14 protein-coding genes and 1 pseudogene are annotated in these 16,414 nt (G+C 66.9%); all 15 read right to left on the reverse strand.

Going from position 1 to position 16,414, the window contains the following annotated elements; all coding sequences use genetic code 11:
• Positions 1-826, reverse strand: an 826-nt coding sequence (locus AC2W7L_RS11485) for a transcription antitermination factor NusB (RefSeq protein WP_486004574.1), incomplete at its 3' end; no start/stop codon positions are given.
• Between the two features lie 5 nt (positions 827-831).
• Positions 832-1,764, reverse strand: coding sequence for a methionyl-tRNA formyltransferase (fmt, locus tag AC2W7L_RS11490; RefSeq protein WP_486004575.1), 933 nt, complete (start codon positions 1,762-1,764; stop codon positions 832-834).
• A 29-nt stretch (positions 1,765-1,793) separates the two neighbouring features.
• Positions 1,794-3,848 (reverse strand): primosomal protein N' family DNA-binding protein, encoded by a 2,055-nt coding sequence (locus AC2W7L_RS11495; RefSeq protein ID WP_486004576.1) that lies wholly within the window; start codon positions 3,846-3,848, stop codon positions 1,794-1,796.
• 12 nt (positions 3,849-3,860) lie between these two features.
• Positions 3,861-5,066, reverse strand: a complete 1,206-nt coding sequence (gene metK / locus AC2W7L_RS11500) for a methionine adenosyltransferase (RefSeq protein ID WP_486004577.1) — start codon at positions 5,064-5,066, stop codon at positions 3,861-3,863.
• Positions 5,063-6,343 (reverse strand): bifunctional phosphopantothenoylcysteine decarboxylase/phosphopantothenate--cysteine ligase CoaBC, encoded by a 1,281-nt coding sequence (gene coaBC / locus AC2W7L_RS11505; protein WP_486004578.1) that lies wholly within the window; start codon positions 6,341-6,343, stop codon positions 5,063-5,065. Before coaBC ends, metK begins: the two co-directional genes overlap by 4 nt.
• Complete coding sequence (gene rpoZ / locus AC2W7L_RS11510) at positions 6,340-6,675, reverse strand: DNA-directed RNA polymerase subunit omega (protein WP_228281215.1); 336 nt, start codon at positions 6,673-6,675, stop codon at positions 6,340-6,342. The genes coaBC and rpoZ overlap by 4 nt, the downstream gene beginning before the upstream one ends.
• Positions 6,676-6,687: 12 nt before the next feature.
• Positions 6,688-7,251: a guanylate kinase gene (gene gmk, locus AC2W7L_RS11515; protein WP_486004579.1), complete on the reverse strand. Its 564-nt coding sequence runs from the start codon at positions 7,249-7,251 to the stop codon at positions 6,688-6,690.
• A 19-nt stretch (positions 7,252-7,270) separates the two neighbouring features.
• The gene (gene mihF / locus AC2W7L_RS11520) at positions 7,271-7,582 is read right to left on the reverse strand and encodes an integration host factor, actinobacterial type (protein WP_025777825.1); all 312 of its coding nucleotides are present in this window, start codon (positions 7,580-7,582) and stop codon (positions 7,271-7,273) included.
• A gap of 176 nt (positions 7,583-7,758) precedes the next feature.
• Positions 7,759-8,604 carry an orotidine-5'-phosphate decarboxylase gene (gene pyrF / locus AC2W7L_RS11525; protein WP_167196574.1) on the reverse strand — a complete coding sequence of 282 codons (846 nt, stop codon included), beginning with the start codon at positions 8,602-8,604 and terminating at the stop codon, positions 7,759-7,761.
• A pseudogene (carB, locus tag AC2W7L_RS11530) lies at positions 8,604-11,878 on the reverse strand (carbamoyl-phosphate synthase large subunit). The gene pyrF and the pseudogene carB overlap by 1 nt, the downstream one beginning before the upstream one ends.
• Positions 11,879-11,890: 12 nt before the next feature.
• Entirely contained in the window at positions 11,891-13,051 is a 1,161-nt protein-coding gene (gene carA, locus AC2W7L_RS11535) for a glutamine-hydrolyzing carbamoyl-phosphate synthase small subunit (protein ID WP_486004580.1), read from the reverse strand.
• A complete protein-coding gene (locus tag AC2W7L_RS11540; RefSeq protein ID WP_486004581.1) occupies positions 13,048-13,542 on the reverse strand; it encodes a PH-like domain-containing protein in 495 nt (164 codons plus the stop codon). Before AC2W7L_RS11540 ends, carA begins: the two co-directional genes overlap by 4 nt.
• Positions 13,527-14,840 (reverse strand): dihydroorotase, encoded by a 1,314-nt coding sequence (locus AC2W7L_RS11545; RefSeq protein WP_486004582.1) that lies wholly within the window; start codon positions 14,838-14,840, stop codon positions 13,527-13,529. The genes AC2W7L_RS11540 and AC2W7L_RS11545 overlap by 16 nt, the downstream gene beginning before the upstream one ends.
• Entirely contained in the window at positions 14,833-15,813 is a 981-nt protein-coding gene (locus AC2W7L_RS11550; protein WP_167196588.1) for an aspartate carbamoyltransferase catalytic subunit, read from the reverse strand. The genes AC2W7L_RS11545 and AC2W7L_RS11550 overlap by 8 nt, the downstream gene beginning before the upstream one ends.
• On the reverse strand, positions 15,810-16,361 hold the full coding sequence (gene pyrR / locus AC2W7L_RS11555; RefSeq protein WP_486004583.1) for a bifunctional pyr operon transcriptional regulator/uracil phosphoribosyltransferase PyrR: 552 nt from the start codon (positions 16,359-16,361) through the stop codon (positions 15,810-15,812). The genes AC2W7L_RS11550 and pyrR overlap by 4 nt, the downstream gene beginning before the upstream one ends.
• Between the last annotated feature and the right edge of the window lie 53 nt (positions 16,362-16,414).

The raw sequence follows: 16,414 nt of genomic DNA on the forward strand, positions 1-16,414 counted from the left end.
GGCCGGCGCGTCCCGGGGCACCGCGGTGTCCAAGCTGACGCCGATCGGCGACAGCCGGAGTCGGGTCCCCAGGCAGTTCGGTGCGGTCGATGAGTCCGGGCAGGGCGGTCACACCGACCTTCGCCGGAGCATTGTCGGCGGCCAGCAGCGCTTCGAGTTCGGCGGCGTCGCGGCCGTGCCCCTTGAGCGCCTGGGTGAGCGCACGGACGACCCATTCGGGATGGGAATGTTCGATCGCCAGTCGAGTCGTCTCCGAGGTCTCAGCGGTCACCCGGTCGAGCCACACGTCCGGTTCGGCTTCGGAGATGCGGCGGAGAACGGCGTTGACGAACCCGGCGGTCTTCGCAGCCGAGCGTTTGACCACGGCCACGGTCTCGGACAGTGCCGCATGGTTGGGCACCCGCATCGACAGCAGCTGGTGGGCGCCGAGGCGCATCGCGGCCAGGGGTTCGGGATCGATCTTGTCGATGGCGCGGGAGGAGGCGATTTCGATGACCGCATCGTAGAACTTCTGCCGACGCAGGGCTCCGTAAGTGAGTTCGGTCGTGAAGGCCGCATCCTGGGCACCCATATGCGTGCGGGAGAGTTTGGCCGGCAGCAGCAGGTTCGCATAGGCGTCCTTCGTCGCCACATCGAGGAGGACTTCCCAGGCGATGCGCCGCGGCAGGTTCTTGCCCGTTCGTTCACCCTGCGGTGTTCCGCGTTCCTGACCTGTCCGGTCCCGATCGCCTCTGCCGCGGCCGTGGCCGCCGCGTCGGTCGGTGCCTCGGTGGCCGCCTCGGCCGCGGCTGCCGCCTCGGCGGTCTCTGTCTGCTGACTCAGCCATGGCTCTTATGATTCCTCATCGGTATAGGGGTCGAAGGTCACGTCACCGCGGCCGCGCAGGAAGTCGGCCGCATTCATCCGGGGCTTGCCGAAGGGTTGGATCTCCTCGACACGGACCCAGCCGTCGCCGCAGCGCAGCACCGGCCGCTGCTGCCAGGTCGTCAGTTCGCCGACGGGGCCGGAGGCCGTCGCCTCGGGTGCGGGTATGAGCCCGAAGAGCTTCGTCCTCTTGCCGTCGAGTTCCACCCATGGCCCCGGTGTGGGACTGGTTCCGCGGGCCCGGTCGATGACCTGGGCTGCGGGTGCCGACAGGTCGAGGTGGGCATCGTTGACGGTGATCTTCTCCGCGTGGCTGGACTCACCGGACTGCGGAGTCTCCACAGCGGTGCCGGCGGCCAGATCGTCGAAGGCAGCGACGAGTTCGGGAGCGCCTCTGCGCGCATAGTCCTCGAGTGCCGAAGCGACGTCGGGATGATCGAGCGGCAGTTCGAGTCGGCGCAGCACGGGGCCGGTGTCCATGCCCGTGTCGATGCGGAACACGCTGACTCCGCTGGTGGTCTCGCCGTCGATGAGTGCGCGCTGGACGGGGGCGGCTCCGCGGTAGGCGGGCAGCAGGGAGAAGTGGAGGTTGAACCAGCCGAGGCGTGCGGTGGCCAGCGCGGCGGGTCCGGCAATAGCTCCGAAGGCGACGACTGCAACGGCGTCGACGGCGAGTTCCCGCAGCTGGGTGATGACATCGCCGCGGAGTCGACTGGCCTCGATTACGGGCAATCCGAGTTCGAGGGCGCGGGTCTTCACCGGTGACGGTGTGAGGACTCTTTTCCGCCCCACGGGTGCATCGGGTCGGGTGAGCACCGCACGGATCCGATGGTCCGAATCGGCTAAGGCCTCGAGGGCGGGAACTGCGACATCAGGGGTGCCGGCGAAGACGATATCCACACGGGGAATTCTACTTGTTCGACCGTCAGTCACAGCGACCGGGGATCATCGATGTGCACTCGCACCTGTGGCTGCTTCTTCGCCGAGCGGGAGGCGATGATCTCGGCCACTCTCGTTCCGACCCGGTCTCCGGCGGAGAACGGGTAGGCGCTGACGCTGCGCTGCCCGTCCTCGGCGTCTTCGCGCAGGAGCTCCTCGACTTCGCCGATCTCGCCGATCACCTCGTCGATGTCCGCACCGGCTCCCGTGAGTTCGATGATCCGTCGGTAGGGCGGGAAGCCGAGGACCTTTCGGTCGCTCAGCTGCCGTGACATGAACGTCGTCGGGTCGAAGGCGGTCAGGGTCTGCCGAATGAGTTCGTCTTCGTCGCCGAGGTAGACGACTCCGCCGTCATCGCGCGAGCGCACGAGGGAGGCGCCGCGCAGTCGACGGGCCACGCTTTCGTCGATCGAGCGCATCCACGGTCCCGGCCACAGCGAGTCCAGGAGGATCGCCGCGGCGTAGCCGCCGAGCACATAGGGTTCGGCCCCCGTCGTGGCCACCACGAGTCGCGGGGTCTCGTCGAGTGCGGTGGAGATGTGGTCGCCTCCGGATTCGACGATCTCGACGTCCGGCAGCGCTCGGGCGAGCTCTTCGACGGTGCGGGCCCGGCCGCGCACGATCGACCGCACCTGGTGCGAGCGGCACCGCAGACAGCTGAAGGCCTCCGAGTGGTACCCGCAGGATCGGCAGGCGAAGGGACCGACCTCCGATTGCGTGGTCAGCGTCGCCTGGCATTGGGGGCAGCGGGCGACTTCCTGGCAGCGGGCGCAGGCGAAGACCGGATAGTAGCCGGACCGCGGCACCTGCACAAGGACCGGACCGGGCACTCCCCCGTCGCGGGGACGCGGGCGCAGGGCCGTGCGCATGATCTGCCAGGCCCGGCTGGGGATGCGCTGCCAGGCGAACGGGTCCCGATCCTCGTCGGGGACGAAGACGACCGGGGCGGCATGCCGCCTGGCCGGGCCGACCGGTGTGACGTCGGCCAGCCACCCGATTTCGACGAGCCGCTGCACTTCGGCGCTGCGGTCGGTGGAGACGAAGAGCAGTTCGGTGTCCTCGATCGTCGACCGCAGCAGACAGACCTCCCGGGCGTGCGGGTACGGGGCGTGCTGATCGAGGAAGTTGAGGTTCGCGTCGTCGGTACAGATGATGAGCCCGAGATCGGCGACGGGTGCGAAGGCGGCCGCTCGCGTGCCGATGGTGACTCTCGTGTGACCGAGCAGTCCGCGCAGCCAGGCCTGCCATCGCAGCTCCGGTGACTGGTCGGCGCTGAGCACCGAGACCTCTGCGATCCCGGCGTGGGTGAGCGCCGCATGGAGCACGGCGAGTTCACGATGATCGGGTACGAGCCAGAGCACGGATCGGCCTGCGTCGAGGGTTGCCCGTGCGGCATCGAGTCCGGCGCGGATCCAGCTGAGACCCGGAGTCGACCCGGGAGTGCAGGCCAGAGCCCGGCGCCGAGGCGGTGCCGAGGGCTCGTCGGCCGTCGGCTCCTCCCCTGCCGCGAGAACCCACTCGCCGAGGCGGCCCAACAGCTGCGGATCATCCGCCGCACCGTCGTCCGGTCCTGCTAAGGGGTTTTCGGTCTTCGCGTCGGCTGGATCGGCCGGTGTCCCGGACTTCTCCGCCTTGAGCACGGCTTTCTCCCCGCGGGCATGGCGCGGCGGGATGGCCAGGCGCAGCACATCGGCGAGCGTGCCGCCGTAGCGACGCGCAACGGCTTCGCTCAGTGCGAGCAGATCCTCACTGAGCACCTGGATGGGTCCGCTGATGCGTTGGATCGTCGCCAACGGCCCGATGTGCTCCGAGGAATCGACGCGTTCGAGCAGATAGCCGTCACGCAGCTTCCCTGCGAATTTCACCCGCACGCGCACACCGGGCAGGGCCGCCTCGGCGAGCTTCTCCGGGACCGCATAGTCGAAGGTGCGCGCCAGGTGCGGGACGGGATGGTCGATGAGCACACGGGCGACCGGATCGGTCGGGGCCAGGGGCACCTGGCCCTCAGCCGAGGTTCCGGTGTCGATCGGGAGGGGTTCGTCCACGCCGACGGCAGACTAGTTGGAGGACACGGCGCGCAGCAGATCCTCGGCGCGGTCCGTGACCTCCCAGGTGAAGTCGGGAAGTTCGCGGCCGAAGTGGCCGTAGGTCGAGGTCTGCGAGTAGATCGGGCGCAGCAGATCGAGTTCCTGGATGATCATGGCCGGGCGCAGGTCGAAGACCTCGCGGATGGCTCGGGAGATCGCATTCGGATCGACCTTCTCGGTTCCGAAGGTCTCGACGTACAGGCCCATCGGGTCGACACGTCCGATCGCATAGGACACCTGCACTTCGGCACGGTCGGCGAGACCGGCGGCGACGACGTTCTTCGCCACCCAGCGCATCGCGTAGGCCGCGGAGCGGTCGACCTTCGACGGATCCTTGCCGGAGAACGCACCGCCTCCGTGGCGGGAGAATCCGCCGTAGGTGTCGACGATGATCTTCCGCCCGGTCAGACCGGCATCGCCCATCGGCCCGCCCGTGACGAAGGGACCGGCGGGGTTGATGTGGATGTTCGCGCCCGAGGTGTCGAGACCGGAATTCGCGATCACCGGATCGATGACGAGTTCCTTGATCTCAGTGTGCAGCTGGGACTGGCTGGTGTCCGCCGAGTGCTGGGTGGAGACGACGACGTTCTCGATCGATACGGCTTCGTCCCCGTCGTAGCCCAAGGTCAGCTGCGTCTTGCCGTCGGGGCGCAGGTAGTCGAGGCGACCGGACTTGCGCACCTCTGAGAGCTGCTCGGCCATCCGGGAGGCCAGGTGGATGGGCAGGGGCATGAGCACGTCGGTGGAGTTGTCGGCATAGCCGAACATCAGCCCCTGGTCTCCGGCGCCGAGGCTCGTACCGTGGTCGGAGGATTCGACCGCTTCGCGGAAGTCCAACGGGTTCGTCACACCGGAGTGGATGTCCGTGGACTGGCTGCCGATGGACACGGAGACTCCGCAGGAATGTCCGTCGAAGCCGGTGTCCGAGGAGTCGTAGCCGATTCCGGTGATGAGGCTGCGCACGATTCCGGCGACATCGGCATAGGCGGCAGTATTCACCTCACCGGCGACGTGGACGAGTCCGGTGGTGACCATGGTCTCCACGGCCACTTTGGCGTTGGGGTCCTGACGGAGCAGGTCGTCGAGCACCGCATCGCTGATCTGGTCGCAGATCTTGTCGGGATGTCCCTCGGTGACGGACTCGGATGAGAAGAAACGCAGATTTGTGTGTGTCACGTTGTCGATTCTACGTGGGTGAACTGGTCGGACACGGCCGCGATGACCTTTTGTGAAACGTGGTCCTTCGACCCGTGGAATTCCTCGCCGACGGCGATGTCACCGTGCTCGGCGGAGATGATCTGGACCATGGTGTCGTCGTGGCCGAAGGCACGGTCGTCGGAGACGTCGTTGAACACGAGCAGGTCGACGCCCTTGCGTTGGAATTTGGACCGTGCGTAATCGAGGGCGGTTGTGCCGGCGTCACCGGTCTCGGCGGCGAATCCGACGATGATCTGCTCGCGAAGGCCGGTCTGCCGACTGCGCTCGTCGACGAGACCGCGCAGGATGTCCGGGTTCTGCACGAGCCGCAGGGTGAGCCCTTCGTCTCCGGACTTCTTCATCTTCGAGTCCGTGGTCTCGGCGGGTCGGTAGTCGGCGACTGCGGCGGCCATGATGATGGCATCGGCGCGCATCTGGGCCGAGTGCATCGCCTCCTGCAGCTCCAGGGTGGATTCGACCTGGGTGATCGTGATGTCACTGGGCAGTCCCGACAGCAGTCCGGTATCGATGTTCGCGGCGACGAGTTCGACGTGGGCGCCGGCGGCATGGGCCGCCTTTGCCAGGGCGATGCCCTGTTTGCCCGAGGAGCGGTTGCCGAGGAAGCGGACGGGGTCGAGCGGCTCTCGGGTGCCGCCGGCGCTGATGACGATGCGGCGGCCGGACAGGTCACCGCGCAGGTCGGATGCCGTGCTCACGGGATCGTTCGCGGAGGCGTTCTTGACCGAGAGTGCATAGTCGACGATGTCTTCGGGCTCCGGCAGGCGTCCGGGACCGGAATCGGGTCCTGTGAGGCGTCCGACAGCAGGGTCGAGGACGTGGATGCCGCGGGAGCGCAAGGTTGCGATATTGGCCACGGTGGCGGGATTGAGCCACATCTCCGTGTGCATGGCCGGGGCCACGACCACCTCGGCGGTGGTGGTGAGCACGGAGGCGGTGAGCAGATCGTCTGCCCGTCCGGCGGCGATCTTCGCGATGAGATCGGCGGTCGCCGGGGCGATGATGACGAGTTCGGCCTCCTGCCCGATCCGGACATGGTTGACGGTGTCGATCTCGTCGAAGACGTCGGTGGTCACCGTCTGCCCGGACAGGGCTTCGAGGGTGGGGCCGCCGATGAATTTCAGCGCGTTGGCCGTGGGCACGACCTTGACGCTGTGGTCGAGCTCCCGGAGTCGCCGGATGATGTGTGCCGCCTTGTAGGCGGCGATCCCACCGGCGACGCCGAGTACGATTCTCACTGGTCGCTGAAGTCGATCGCGCCGTCGTTGCTCACGGGAGCGGTCGCTTCGGCCTCGGGTGCGGCCTGGATGAAGTCGGCTTCGGAGACCTCGCGGGCGACGATCTTCGACTCGTTGACCTCACGCAGAGCGATCGACAGAGGCTTCTCGTTGGTGCCGGGCGTGACGAGCGGACCGACGTTCTCGAGCAGTCCCTCCTGCAGCTGGGCGTAGTAGGAGTTGATCTGACGGGCGCGCTTTGCCGCGATCGAGACCAGTTCGTACTTCGAACCGGTGACGTTGAGCAGATCGTCGATCGGAGGATTAGTGATGCCTTCAGGCTGTGCGGGCAAGGAGATTCCCATCTAATCGGAGGTGGATATACCCATCAATGATAGGAGTTCTTCGGCCGCAGTGCGAACGTGGTCGTTCACGATGGTCACGTCGAACTCCGATTCCGCGGCCAATTCGCGTTTCGCGGTGACCAGGCGCCGTTCCTGCTCCTCCTCCGTTTCGGTGCCGCGACCGGTCAGTCGGGAGACGAGTTCCTCCCAGCTGGGCGGGGCGAGGAAGACGAAGCGGGCGTCGGGCATCTTCTCTTTGACCTGGCGGGCGCCCTGCAGGTCGATCTCGAGCAGCGCTGGAATCCCCTGTTCGAGCTTCTCCTCCACCGGCGCCGAGGGTGTGCCGTACCGGTGGCGTCCGTGGACGACGGCGTATTCGAGCAGCCGGCCCTCGGCGATGAGGGCGTCGAAGGCGTCGTCGGTGAGGAAGTGATAATGGACACCATCGATCTCTCCGGGGCGCCGGGGCCTGGTCGTGGCCGACACGGAGAACCAGACCTCGGGGTGGTTCTGCCGAATATAGGTGCTGATGGTGCCTTTTCCGACGGCGGTCGGACCCGCGAGGACGGTGAGTCGATTATTCACAGATCTGAGGTTGTCACACTCAGGAATATTTCTCCAACAGCGCGGACTTCTGGTGCACGCCCAGACCCTTGATCCGCCGGGAGGTGGCGATGCCGACCTCTTCCATGGCGGCCTCGGCTCGCCGGTCGCCGACTCCGGGCAGAGCCCTGAGCAGATCGAGCACACGCATCTTCGCGAGTGCTTCGTCGTCTGCCGCCTTCTTGAGCACGGCCGCGAGATCGGTATCGCCGGTCTTCAGCGCCGACTTGACTTCGGCTCGTGCCTGACGCGCCTTGAACGCTTTGTCCAACGCAGCGGAACGCTGTTGCGGGGTCAACGGTTCGAGTGCCACTTTGTCTCCTCTGTCACCATGAACGGGCAGGTAGGGAAGTTGTCTCAGTCTAAGACAAAATCCCTGCCGAGAGGCGATATGAGCCGAAATTTGTGGCACGGCGAGCCGGATTCCACCCGTCGAACGACCACCGATTCGGGCGACCACGGACCGACCTGCGGTCGGCACACCGGTGCTCAGACCGCTGCCGTCAGCTCACGATTGAGCGCGGCTGCCGCATCAGCCAGACCATCGGGTCCGGCACCGAGTACGGCCCGGGACGCGGTGGCGAGCACCTGTCCCGACGTCAGGGCTCGGTCGCCGAAGACCGCGCGCAGCTCGGGCAGACCGGCGCCCTGTGCGCCGACACCCGGGGCGAGGATCGGTCCCCCGCAGTCGCTGGGGTCGAAGCCGAGGTCTCGTGCGGCCGTGCCGATGGTCGCTCCGACGACGAGCCCGAAGGGACCGAGCTCCTCGTTCGTCCCCAGTGCCTGAGCGTTGCGCGCCCGTACGCGGGACACGATCGACCCCGCCACCGAATCGCCGTCTCGCACGGCGTGCTGGACTTCGGTGCCTTCCGGGTTCGAGGTCAGCGCAAGGACGAATATGCCCTTGCCATGAGCGGCCGCGAGCTCGAAGGCCGGTTCCAGGGCGCCGAACCCGAGGTAGGGCGAGACCGTGATCGAATCCGCGGCCAGCGCCGAGGCGGGGTCGAGGTAGGCCTTCGCATAGGCGCCCATGGTCGACCCGATATCGCCGCGTTTGATGTCGAGGACGGTGAGCAGTCCGGCGTCCCCGGCCGCGGCCAGGGTCTCTTCGAGAGCGGCGACTCCGGCGGAGCCGTACTGTTCGAAGAACGCGGACTGCGGTTTCACCGCGGCCACCGAGCCCTTGAGTTCGGAGACCGTGCGCAGGGCGAACTCCCGGACGCCTGCGGCGGTGGCCGGCAGCCCCCAGGAGGACAGAAGATGCTCGTGCGGGTCGATGCCCACACACAGCGGTCCGTGCTCGTCCATGGCGGCCGCCAGCCGGGTGCCGAACATCAGGCGCTCCAGTCCTGCAGACTGCGCACGTCGAACTTCGAGTCCCGGATAACCTCGAGGGAGGTCACGGCGGCGGCGAATTCGGCCAGCGTCGTGATCAGCGGGACGGAGTTCGCGGTCGCGGCGGCGCGGATCTCATAGCCGTCGGCACGTTCCTGCCGGCCCGAGGGCACGTTGATGACCATGTCGATGGTGCCGGCCGTGAGGTAGTCGATGACAGTTCGGTCCTCGGCGTCGGCCTCGAAGTGCTTGTGCACCTGCGTGGTCTTGATCCCGTAGCGGGAGAGCACGGCCGCGGTGCCGGTGGTCGCAACGACGTCGAAGCCCATATCGACGAGTTCCTTGACCGGCAGCACCATGGCGCGCTTGTCCCGATCGGCCACCGAGACGAACACCGTGCCCGAGGTCGGCAGCTTCACTCCGGCGCCGAGGAGGCCCTTCGCGAACGCGGTCGGGAAGTTGTGGTCGATGCCCATGACCTCACCGGTCGAGCGCATCTCGGCCCGAGGATCGAGTCGACGATCTTGCCTTCGACGGTGGTGAACCGACGGAACGGCAGGACCGCCTCCTTGACGGCGATCGGATGGTCGAGCGGCAGGGTCGAGCCGTCGCCTTCTTCGGCCAGCAGATCACCGCGCAGATCGTCGATCGTGCGGCCAACGGCGATGAGCGCCGCGGCCTTGGCCAGCTGAGTCGACGTCGCCTTCGAGACGAAGGGCACGGTCCGTGAGGCACGCGGATTGGCTTCGATGACGTGGAGGACATCGGCGGCGATCGCGAACTGGATGTTGAGCAGTCCGCGCACACCCACACCCTCGGCGATGGCCTTCGTGCCCTGACGGACGCGCTCGAGCACATCCTCGCCCAGGGTCAGCGAGGGCAGCACACACGCGGAGTCGCCGGAGTGGATTCCGGCCTCCTCGATGTGCTCCATGATTCCGCCGATGTAGACCTCATTTCCGTCGAAGAGGGCGTCGACGTCGATCTCGATGGCGTCTTCGAGGAACCGGTCGACGAGGACCGGACGATCGGTCGAGATCTCCGTGGCGCTGGCCATGTAGTCGAGCAGCTGGGTGCGGTCGTAGACGATCTGCATTCCGCGTCCGCCGAGGACGTAGGAGGGACGCACGAGCACCGGGTAGCCGATGTTCTCGGCGATCGCTGCGGCTTCGCCCGCGGTCACCGCGGTGCCGTGCTTGGGTGCGGTGAGTCCGGCCCGGTCGAGGACTGCGCCGAATTCTCCGCGGTCCTCGGCCAGGTCGATGGCTTCGGGCTGGGTGCCCAGCACCGGCACGCCGGCTGCCTTGAGCTTGTCGGCCAGGCCCAGCGGGGTCTGGCCGCCGAGGGTGCACACGACTCCGAGGACCTCGCCGGCGGCGAGCTCGGCGTGGTAGACCTCCATGACGTCTTCGAAGGTCAGGGGCTCGAAGTACAGACGGTCTGCGGTGTCGTAGTCGGTCGACACGGTCTCCGGGTTGCAGTTGACCATGATGGTCTCAAATCCGGCCGACCCGATCGCCATGGTGGCGTGCACGCACGAGTAGTCGAACTCGATGCCCTGTCCGATCCGGTTCGGACCGGAGCCGAGGATGATCACGGCCGGGCGGTCGCGCGGCATGACCTCGGTCTCGGAGTCGTAGCTCGAGTAGTGGTAGGGGGTCTTCGCCTCGAATTCGCCGGCGCAGGTATCGACCGTCTTGAACACCGGGCGCACGCGCAGGGCGTGGCGGATGCCGGTGACGACGCTTGTCTCGAGGCTGCGCAGCCCCGCGATCTGCGCGTCGGAGAATCCGTGGTTCTTCGCGACCTTGAGCACCTGGGCATCGAGTTCGTCGGCGTCGCGGATGTACGCGGCCACCTCGTTGATGAGCTGGATCTGGTCGAGGTACCAGGGGTCGATCTCACAGGCGTCGAATACCTCTTCCGCGCTCAGTCCGGCGGCGAGTCCGCGCTGGACGGAGTGGATGCGGTCAGCGGTGGCATGCGAGATGGCCTCGAGCACGGATTCGCGGACGTCGTCATCGGTCACGTCGGGCAGGTCGGCCCAGCTGAAGGAGGCGTCCTTCTGCTCGAGCGAGCGCATCGCCTTCTGCAGGGCCGTGGTGAAGTTGCGGCCCAGCGCCATGACTTCGCCGACGGATTTCATCGTCGTCGTCAGGGTCGGGTCCGCGGCCGGGAACTTCTCGAAGGTGAAGCGCGGGATCTTCACGACCACATAGTCCAGCGTCGGTTCGAAGCTGGCCGGGGTGACCTTCGTGATGTCGTTGGGGATCTCGTCGAGCGAGTAGCCGACGGCGAGCTTCGCCGCCATCTTGGCGATCGGGAAGCCCGTGGCCTTCGACGCCAGCGCGGAGGACCGGGACACGCGCGGGTTCATCTCGATGGTGATGATGCGTCCGGTCTTGGGATCGACGGCGAACTGGATGTTGCAGCCGCCGGTGTCCACGCCGACGGCGCGGATGATGGCGATGCCGATATCGCGCATCGACTGGTATTCCCGGTCGGTCAGGGTCAGTGCCGGGGCCACGGTGATCGAGTCACCAGTGTGCACACCGACGGGGTCGACGTTCTCGATCGAGCACACGACGACGACGTTGTCCTTGTTGTCGCGCATGAGCTCGAGTTCGTATTCCTTCCATCCGAGGATCGATTCCTCGAGCAGCACCTCGTGGGTGATGGAATCGGACAGTCCGGCGCCGGCGATGCGGCGCAGATCGGCTTCGTCGTAGGCCATGCCCGAACCGAGGCCGCCCATGGTGAACGAGGGGCGGACGACGACCGGGTAGTTGAGCTCCTCGGCGGCGGCCAGGGCTTCGTCGAGGGTGTGGCAGATGGCCGATCTGGCCACCTCGGCGCCGCAGGCTTCGGCGATGTCTTTGAACTTCTGACGGTCCTCACCGCGCTGGATGGCATCGACGTCGGCGCCGATGAGTTCGACGCCGTACTTCTCGAGCACTCCGGAGTCGTGCAGCGCAATGGCCGCATTGAGCGCGGTCTGTCCGCCGAGGGTGGGCAGGAGCGCATCGGGGCGCTCCTTCTCGATGATCGTCTCGATGACCTCCGGGTCGATGGGCTCGACATAGGTGGCGTCGGCGATGTCCGGGTCGGTCATGATCGTCGCCGGGTTCGAGTTGATGAGGATGACGCGCAGGCCCTCGGAGCGCAGCACACGGCAGGCCTGAGTGCCCGAGTAGTCGAATTCGCAGGCCTGGCCGATGACGATGGGGCCGGAGCCGATGACGAGGACGGAGTTGAGGTCTTGTCTCAGTGGCATGGGGTGTTCTCCTTAGGCCTGGGCAGCCGAATCGGCCTGGGAAGCGGACATGAGGTCGACGAAGCGATCGAACAGATAGCTCGAATCGTGCGGGCCGGCCGCAGCCTCGGGGTGGAATTGGACGGAGAAGGCGGGTATGTCGAGGCAGGCGAGTCCCTCGACGACATCGTCGTTGAGGCACACGTGGGAGACGGTCACCCGGCCGTAGTCGGCCTTGTGCGGAGCGATGGTCTCGCCCTTAAGCGGTGCGTCGACGGCGAAGCCGTGGTTCTGCGAGGTGATCTCGACCTTTCCGGTGGTCCGGTCCAGCACGGGCACGTTGATGCCGCGGTGGCCGAAGGGCAGCTTATAGGTGCCGAAGCCCAGTGCCCGACCGAGCAGCTGGTTGCCGAAGCAGATGCCGAAGAACGGCAGGCCCGCGTCGAGGACGGCGCGCAGCAGTTCGACCTGGTCGTCTGCGGTGGCGGGGTCGCCGGGACCGTTGGAGAAGAAGACTCCGTCGACGCCCAGGGCTCGGATCTCTTCGAAGCTGATCGACGACGGCAGCAGGTGGACGTCGATTCCGCGTTCGCTCAGTCGTTCGGGGGTCATCGATTTGATGCCGAGGTCGACGGCGGCGACGCTGAACCTCTTCTCCCCCTTCGCGGGGATGAGCGTGGGTTCGGTGAGCGAGACTTCGTCGACGAGGTTGGCTCCCGCCATCTGCGGGGAGGCCTGGACACGGGCGAGCAGCTCGGATTCGGGCGCCTCGGCGGCGGGTCCGGAGAAGATGCCCACGCGCATGGCGCCCTTGTCGCGCAGATGTCGGGTCAGGGCTCGGGTGTCGACGTCGGAGATTCCGACGATCCCGGACTCGGTCAGCCAATCGACGAGGTCACCTTCGGACCGCCAGTTCGATGAGATCCGGGAGGCGTCGCGGACGACGTAGCCGGCGGCCCAGATCTGGGCGGATTCGTCATCGGTGCGGTTGATGCCGGTGTTGCCGATGTGCGGAGCGGCCTGGATGATGATCTGTCGGTGGTACGACGGGTCGGTCAGCGTCTCCTGGTAGCCGGACATGGCGGTGACGAACACGGCCTCACCGGTGGTCTCGCCGAGGTGTCCGTAGGCGGATCCGTGGAAGGTCCGGCCGTCTTCGAGGACGAGGACGGCGGGGGTGGTTGAAAAGCTCATTGTGCCTCTTCGATCATTTCGCGGATGCGGTCGACGGTGGGGGTGGTGGATGCGGCGTAGCGGGCGCGGAAGCCCGTGTCGACGAGGGTGTCGCCGAGGTGCCAGGTGATGCGGATGATGCCTCCGCGTTCGACGAACTTCCCGATCATCCCGTTCGTGGTGTCCACGGAGACGATGTCGCGGCGCGGGATGAGGAAGTCCTCGCGTCCGGCCAGGTCCATGATCACTCCCCCGTCGGTGACGACGAGTTCACCGGTGGTGCGGATGCCCAGACCGTGGACGGCGACGCGTTCGAGCGGATGGCCGGCCTTCGTCGTCGACACGTAGGAGCCTTCGACAGGTTCGGACACGGCTTTGATGCCCATATGGGGCTTCGGCGGGGTGGCGACCTCTGACTGGGACTGTTTGCGTCGGCTCCATCCCCAGGCGATCGCGACGATCACGACGAGGATGACTGCGGCGACGATGAGTGTGCCTACTGTGGTGTCCATGTTGCTCCTGCCGGGTGGGGTGTGGTGAGTGACCCTGCGGCCAAGACCCGGTGGCCGTAGAAGAAGGTGTCGGTGACCTTCGCGGTCACCTCGACGCCGGCGAAGGGGTTGTTGCGTCCCTTCGTGGCGTGGTCGCCGGGTTCGATGCGGTGCGGTGCGGCCGGGTCGACGAGGACGATGTTCGCACTGGCCCCGACCTCGAGGCTGCCGTGTCCGGAGGCGCCGGTGATGCGGGCCGGGGCCGAAGACATCACACGGGCCACATCGCCGAAGTCGAAGTCGTGTTCGGCCATGGCGGCGACGACGATGGACAGCGCGGACTCCATGCCGACCATGCCCATGGCCGCTGCGGTCCATTCGCTGCATTTGTGTTCGGCGGTGTGTGGGGCATGGTCGGTGCCGACGACGTCGATCGTGCCATCTGCCAGGGCGGCCCGGAGCACCTGCACGTCCTCATCGGTGCGCAGCGGCGGGTTGACCTTGTACACGGGGTCGAAGGTGCGCACGAGTTCGTCGGTGAGCATGAGATGGTGCGGCGTCACCTCGGCGGTCACGGCGATCCCCCGGGCCTTGGCCCAGCGGATGAGGTCGACGCTGCCGGCCGTGGACACATGGCAGACGTGCAGCCGGGACCCGACGTGTTCGGCCAGGAGCACATCGCGGGCGATGATCGACTCCTCGGCGACCGCGGGCCAGCCGGGCAGACCGAGTTCGGCCGAGACCGTTCCCTCATTCATCTGTGCGCCTTCGGTCAGGCGCGGTTCCTGTGCGTGCTGGGCGATGATTCCGTCGAAGGTTTTGACGTATTCGAGGGCGCGGCGCATGAGCAGCGGATCGGACACGCAGATGCCGTCGTCGGAGAACATCCGCACGCGGGCACCCGAGCGTGCCATGGCCCCGAGTTCGGCGAGCTGCCGGCCTTCGAGACCGGTGGTCACGGCACCGACGGGGACGACCTCGGTGAATCCGGCGGCGCGGCCGAGGCGGTGGACCTGTTCGACGACTCCTGCGGTGTCGGCCACGGGAGCGGTGTTGGCCATGGCATGGACACAGGTGAATCCGCCCGATGCCGCCGAACGGGATCCGGTGAGCACCGTCTCGGCGTCCTCTTTGCCCGGTTCGCGCAGGTGGGTGTGCATGTCGACGAATCCGGGCAGCGCCACGAGGCCCGCGCCCTCGACGGTCTCATATTCGCCTGCGCCCAGCAGCTCGGGATCGACGATGCGTCCGTCCTGGATCGCGGTATCGGCGACTCCGCGTCCGAGGACGTCGGCTCCGCGGATGAGGTAATCAGTCATTGGTCTCCTCCTGACCGGTCAGCAGACGGTAGAGGACCGCCATGCGCACGCTCACTCCGTTCTCGACTTGGTCGAGGACGAGGGCGCGGGGTGAATCCGCTGCGGCAGCGGAGATCTCGAAACCGCGGTTCATGGGGCCCGGGTGCATGATGAAGGTCGACTCCGGCAGGTCGGCCAGCCGGGCCGCGCTCAGTCCCCACAGGCGGGCGTATTCGCGTTCGTTGGGGAAGAAGGACTCGTGCATCCTCTCCTGCTGGACCCGCAGCATCATCACGGCGGCGAAGTCCTCGGTGCTCAGCGCCGAATCGAAGTCGAAGTGAACGGTCACCGGCCAGTTCTCCACTCCCCACGGCAGGAGGGTGGGCGGGGCGATGAGATGGACGTCGGCGCCGAGGCGGGCGAGCAGGTGGACGTTCGACCGGGCCACACGGGAGTGCAGGATGTCTCCGACGATAGCGACCTTCGCGCCGTCCAGTCCCTGGCCGCGCGGTCCCCCGGACACCGGCCCCGAGGCGGGAACACCGGCCAAGGCCCGGCGCAGGGTGAAGGCGTCGAGCAGTGCCTGGGTCGGATGTTCGTGGGTGCCGTCGCCGGCGTTGACGACGGGGACGTCGATCCACCCGGTGTGAGCGAGACGGTGGGCGGTGCCGGCCCCCGAGTGGCGGACGACGATGGCGTCGGCGCCCATGGCCGAGATCGTCTGGATGGTGTCCTGGAGGCTCTCGCCCTTCGATACTGACGAGCCCTTCGCGGAGAAGTTGAGAACATCGGCCGAGAGCCGTTTGGCTGCGGCTTCGAAGGACAGCCGGGTGCGCGTGGAATCTTCGAAGAACAGGTTGACCACGGTACGTCCGCGCAGCACGGGCAGCTTCTTGACCTCTCGTTCGGACACGAGGGTCATCTCCTCGGCGATGTCGAGGATGCCGATGGCATCGTCTCGGCTGAGCGAAGTGGTGTCGAGCAGATGCTTCATTCGCGGCCTCCCGAGATGCTCACGGAGTCGTCACCGTCGATTTCGGTGAGAGCGACGTTGACGCGTTCGCTGCTCGACGTCGGCAGGTTCTTGCCCACATGGTCGGCGCGGATCGGCAGGTCCCGGTGACCGCGGTCGACGAGGACCGCGAGGCGGACCTTAGCGGGGCGACCGACATCGGCGAGAGCATCGAGAGCGGCGCGGATGGTGCGTCCGGAGAAGAGCACATCGTCGACGAGGACGACGGTCTTCGCATCGATTCCCGCGGTCGGGATGGAGGTGGGTTCGGGTGCCCGGTAGGAGCCGCCGCGCAGATCGTCGCGGTACATCGTGATGTCGAGGCTGCCGGCGAGTTCGGATGCGGTCTCCGGCTGCCCGGAGATGGATGCGATCGCCTCGGCGAGTCGGTGGGCCAGCGGGACTCCGCGGCGTGGGATGCCTAAGAGGACGAGGTCGTCGCTGCCCTTGTTGGATTCGATGATCTCGTGCGCGATGCGGGTGATCGCCCGCGAGATATCGGGGGCGTCCAGCACTGTTCGCTGTGTCATATTTCCCCTTCTCCGCCTCTCTGGACGGTGGTTAAAGGAGTGGTTCGATTCGA

It is taken from the genome of Brevibacterium sp. LAARM3_SD1, from assembly GCF_057364765.1.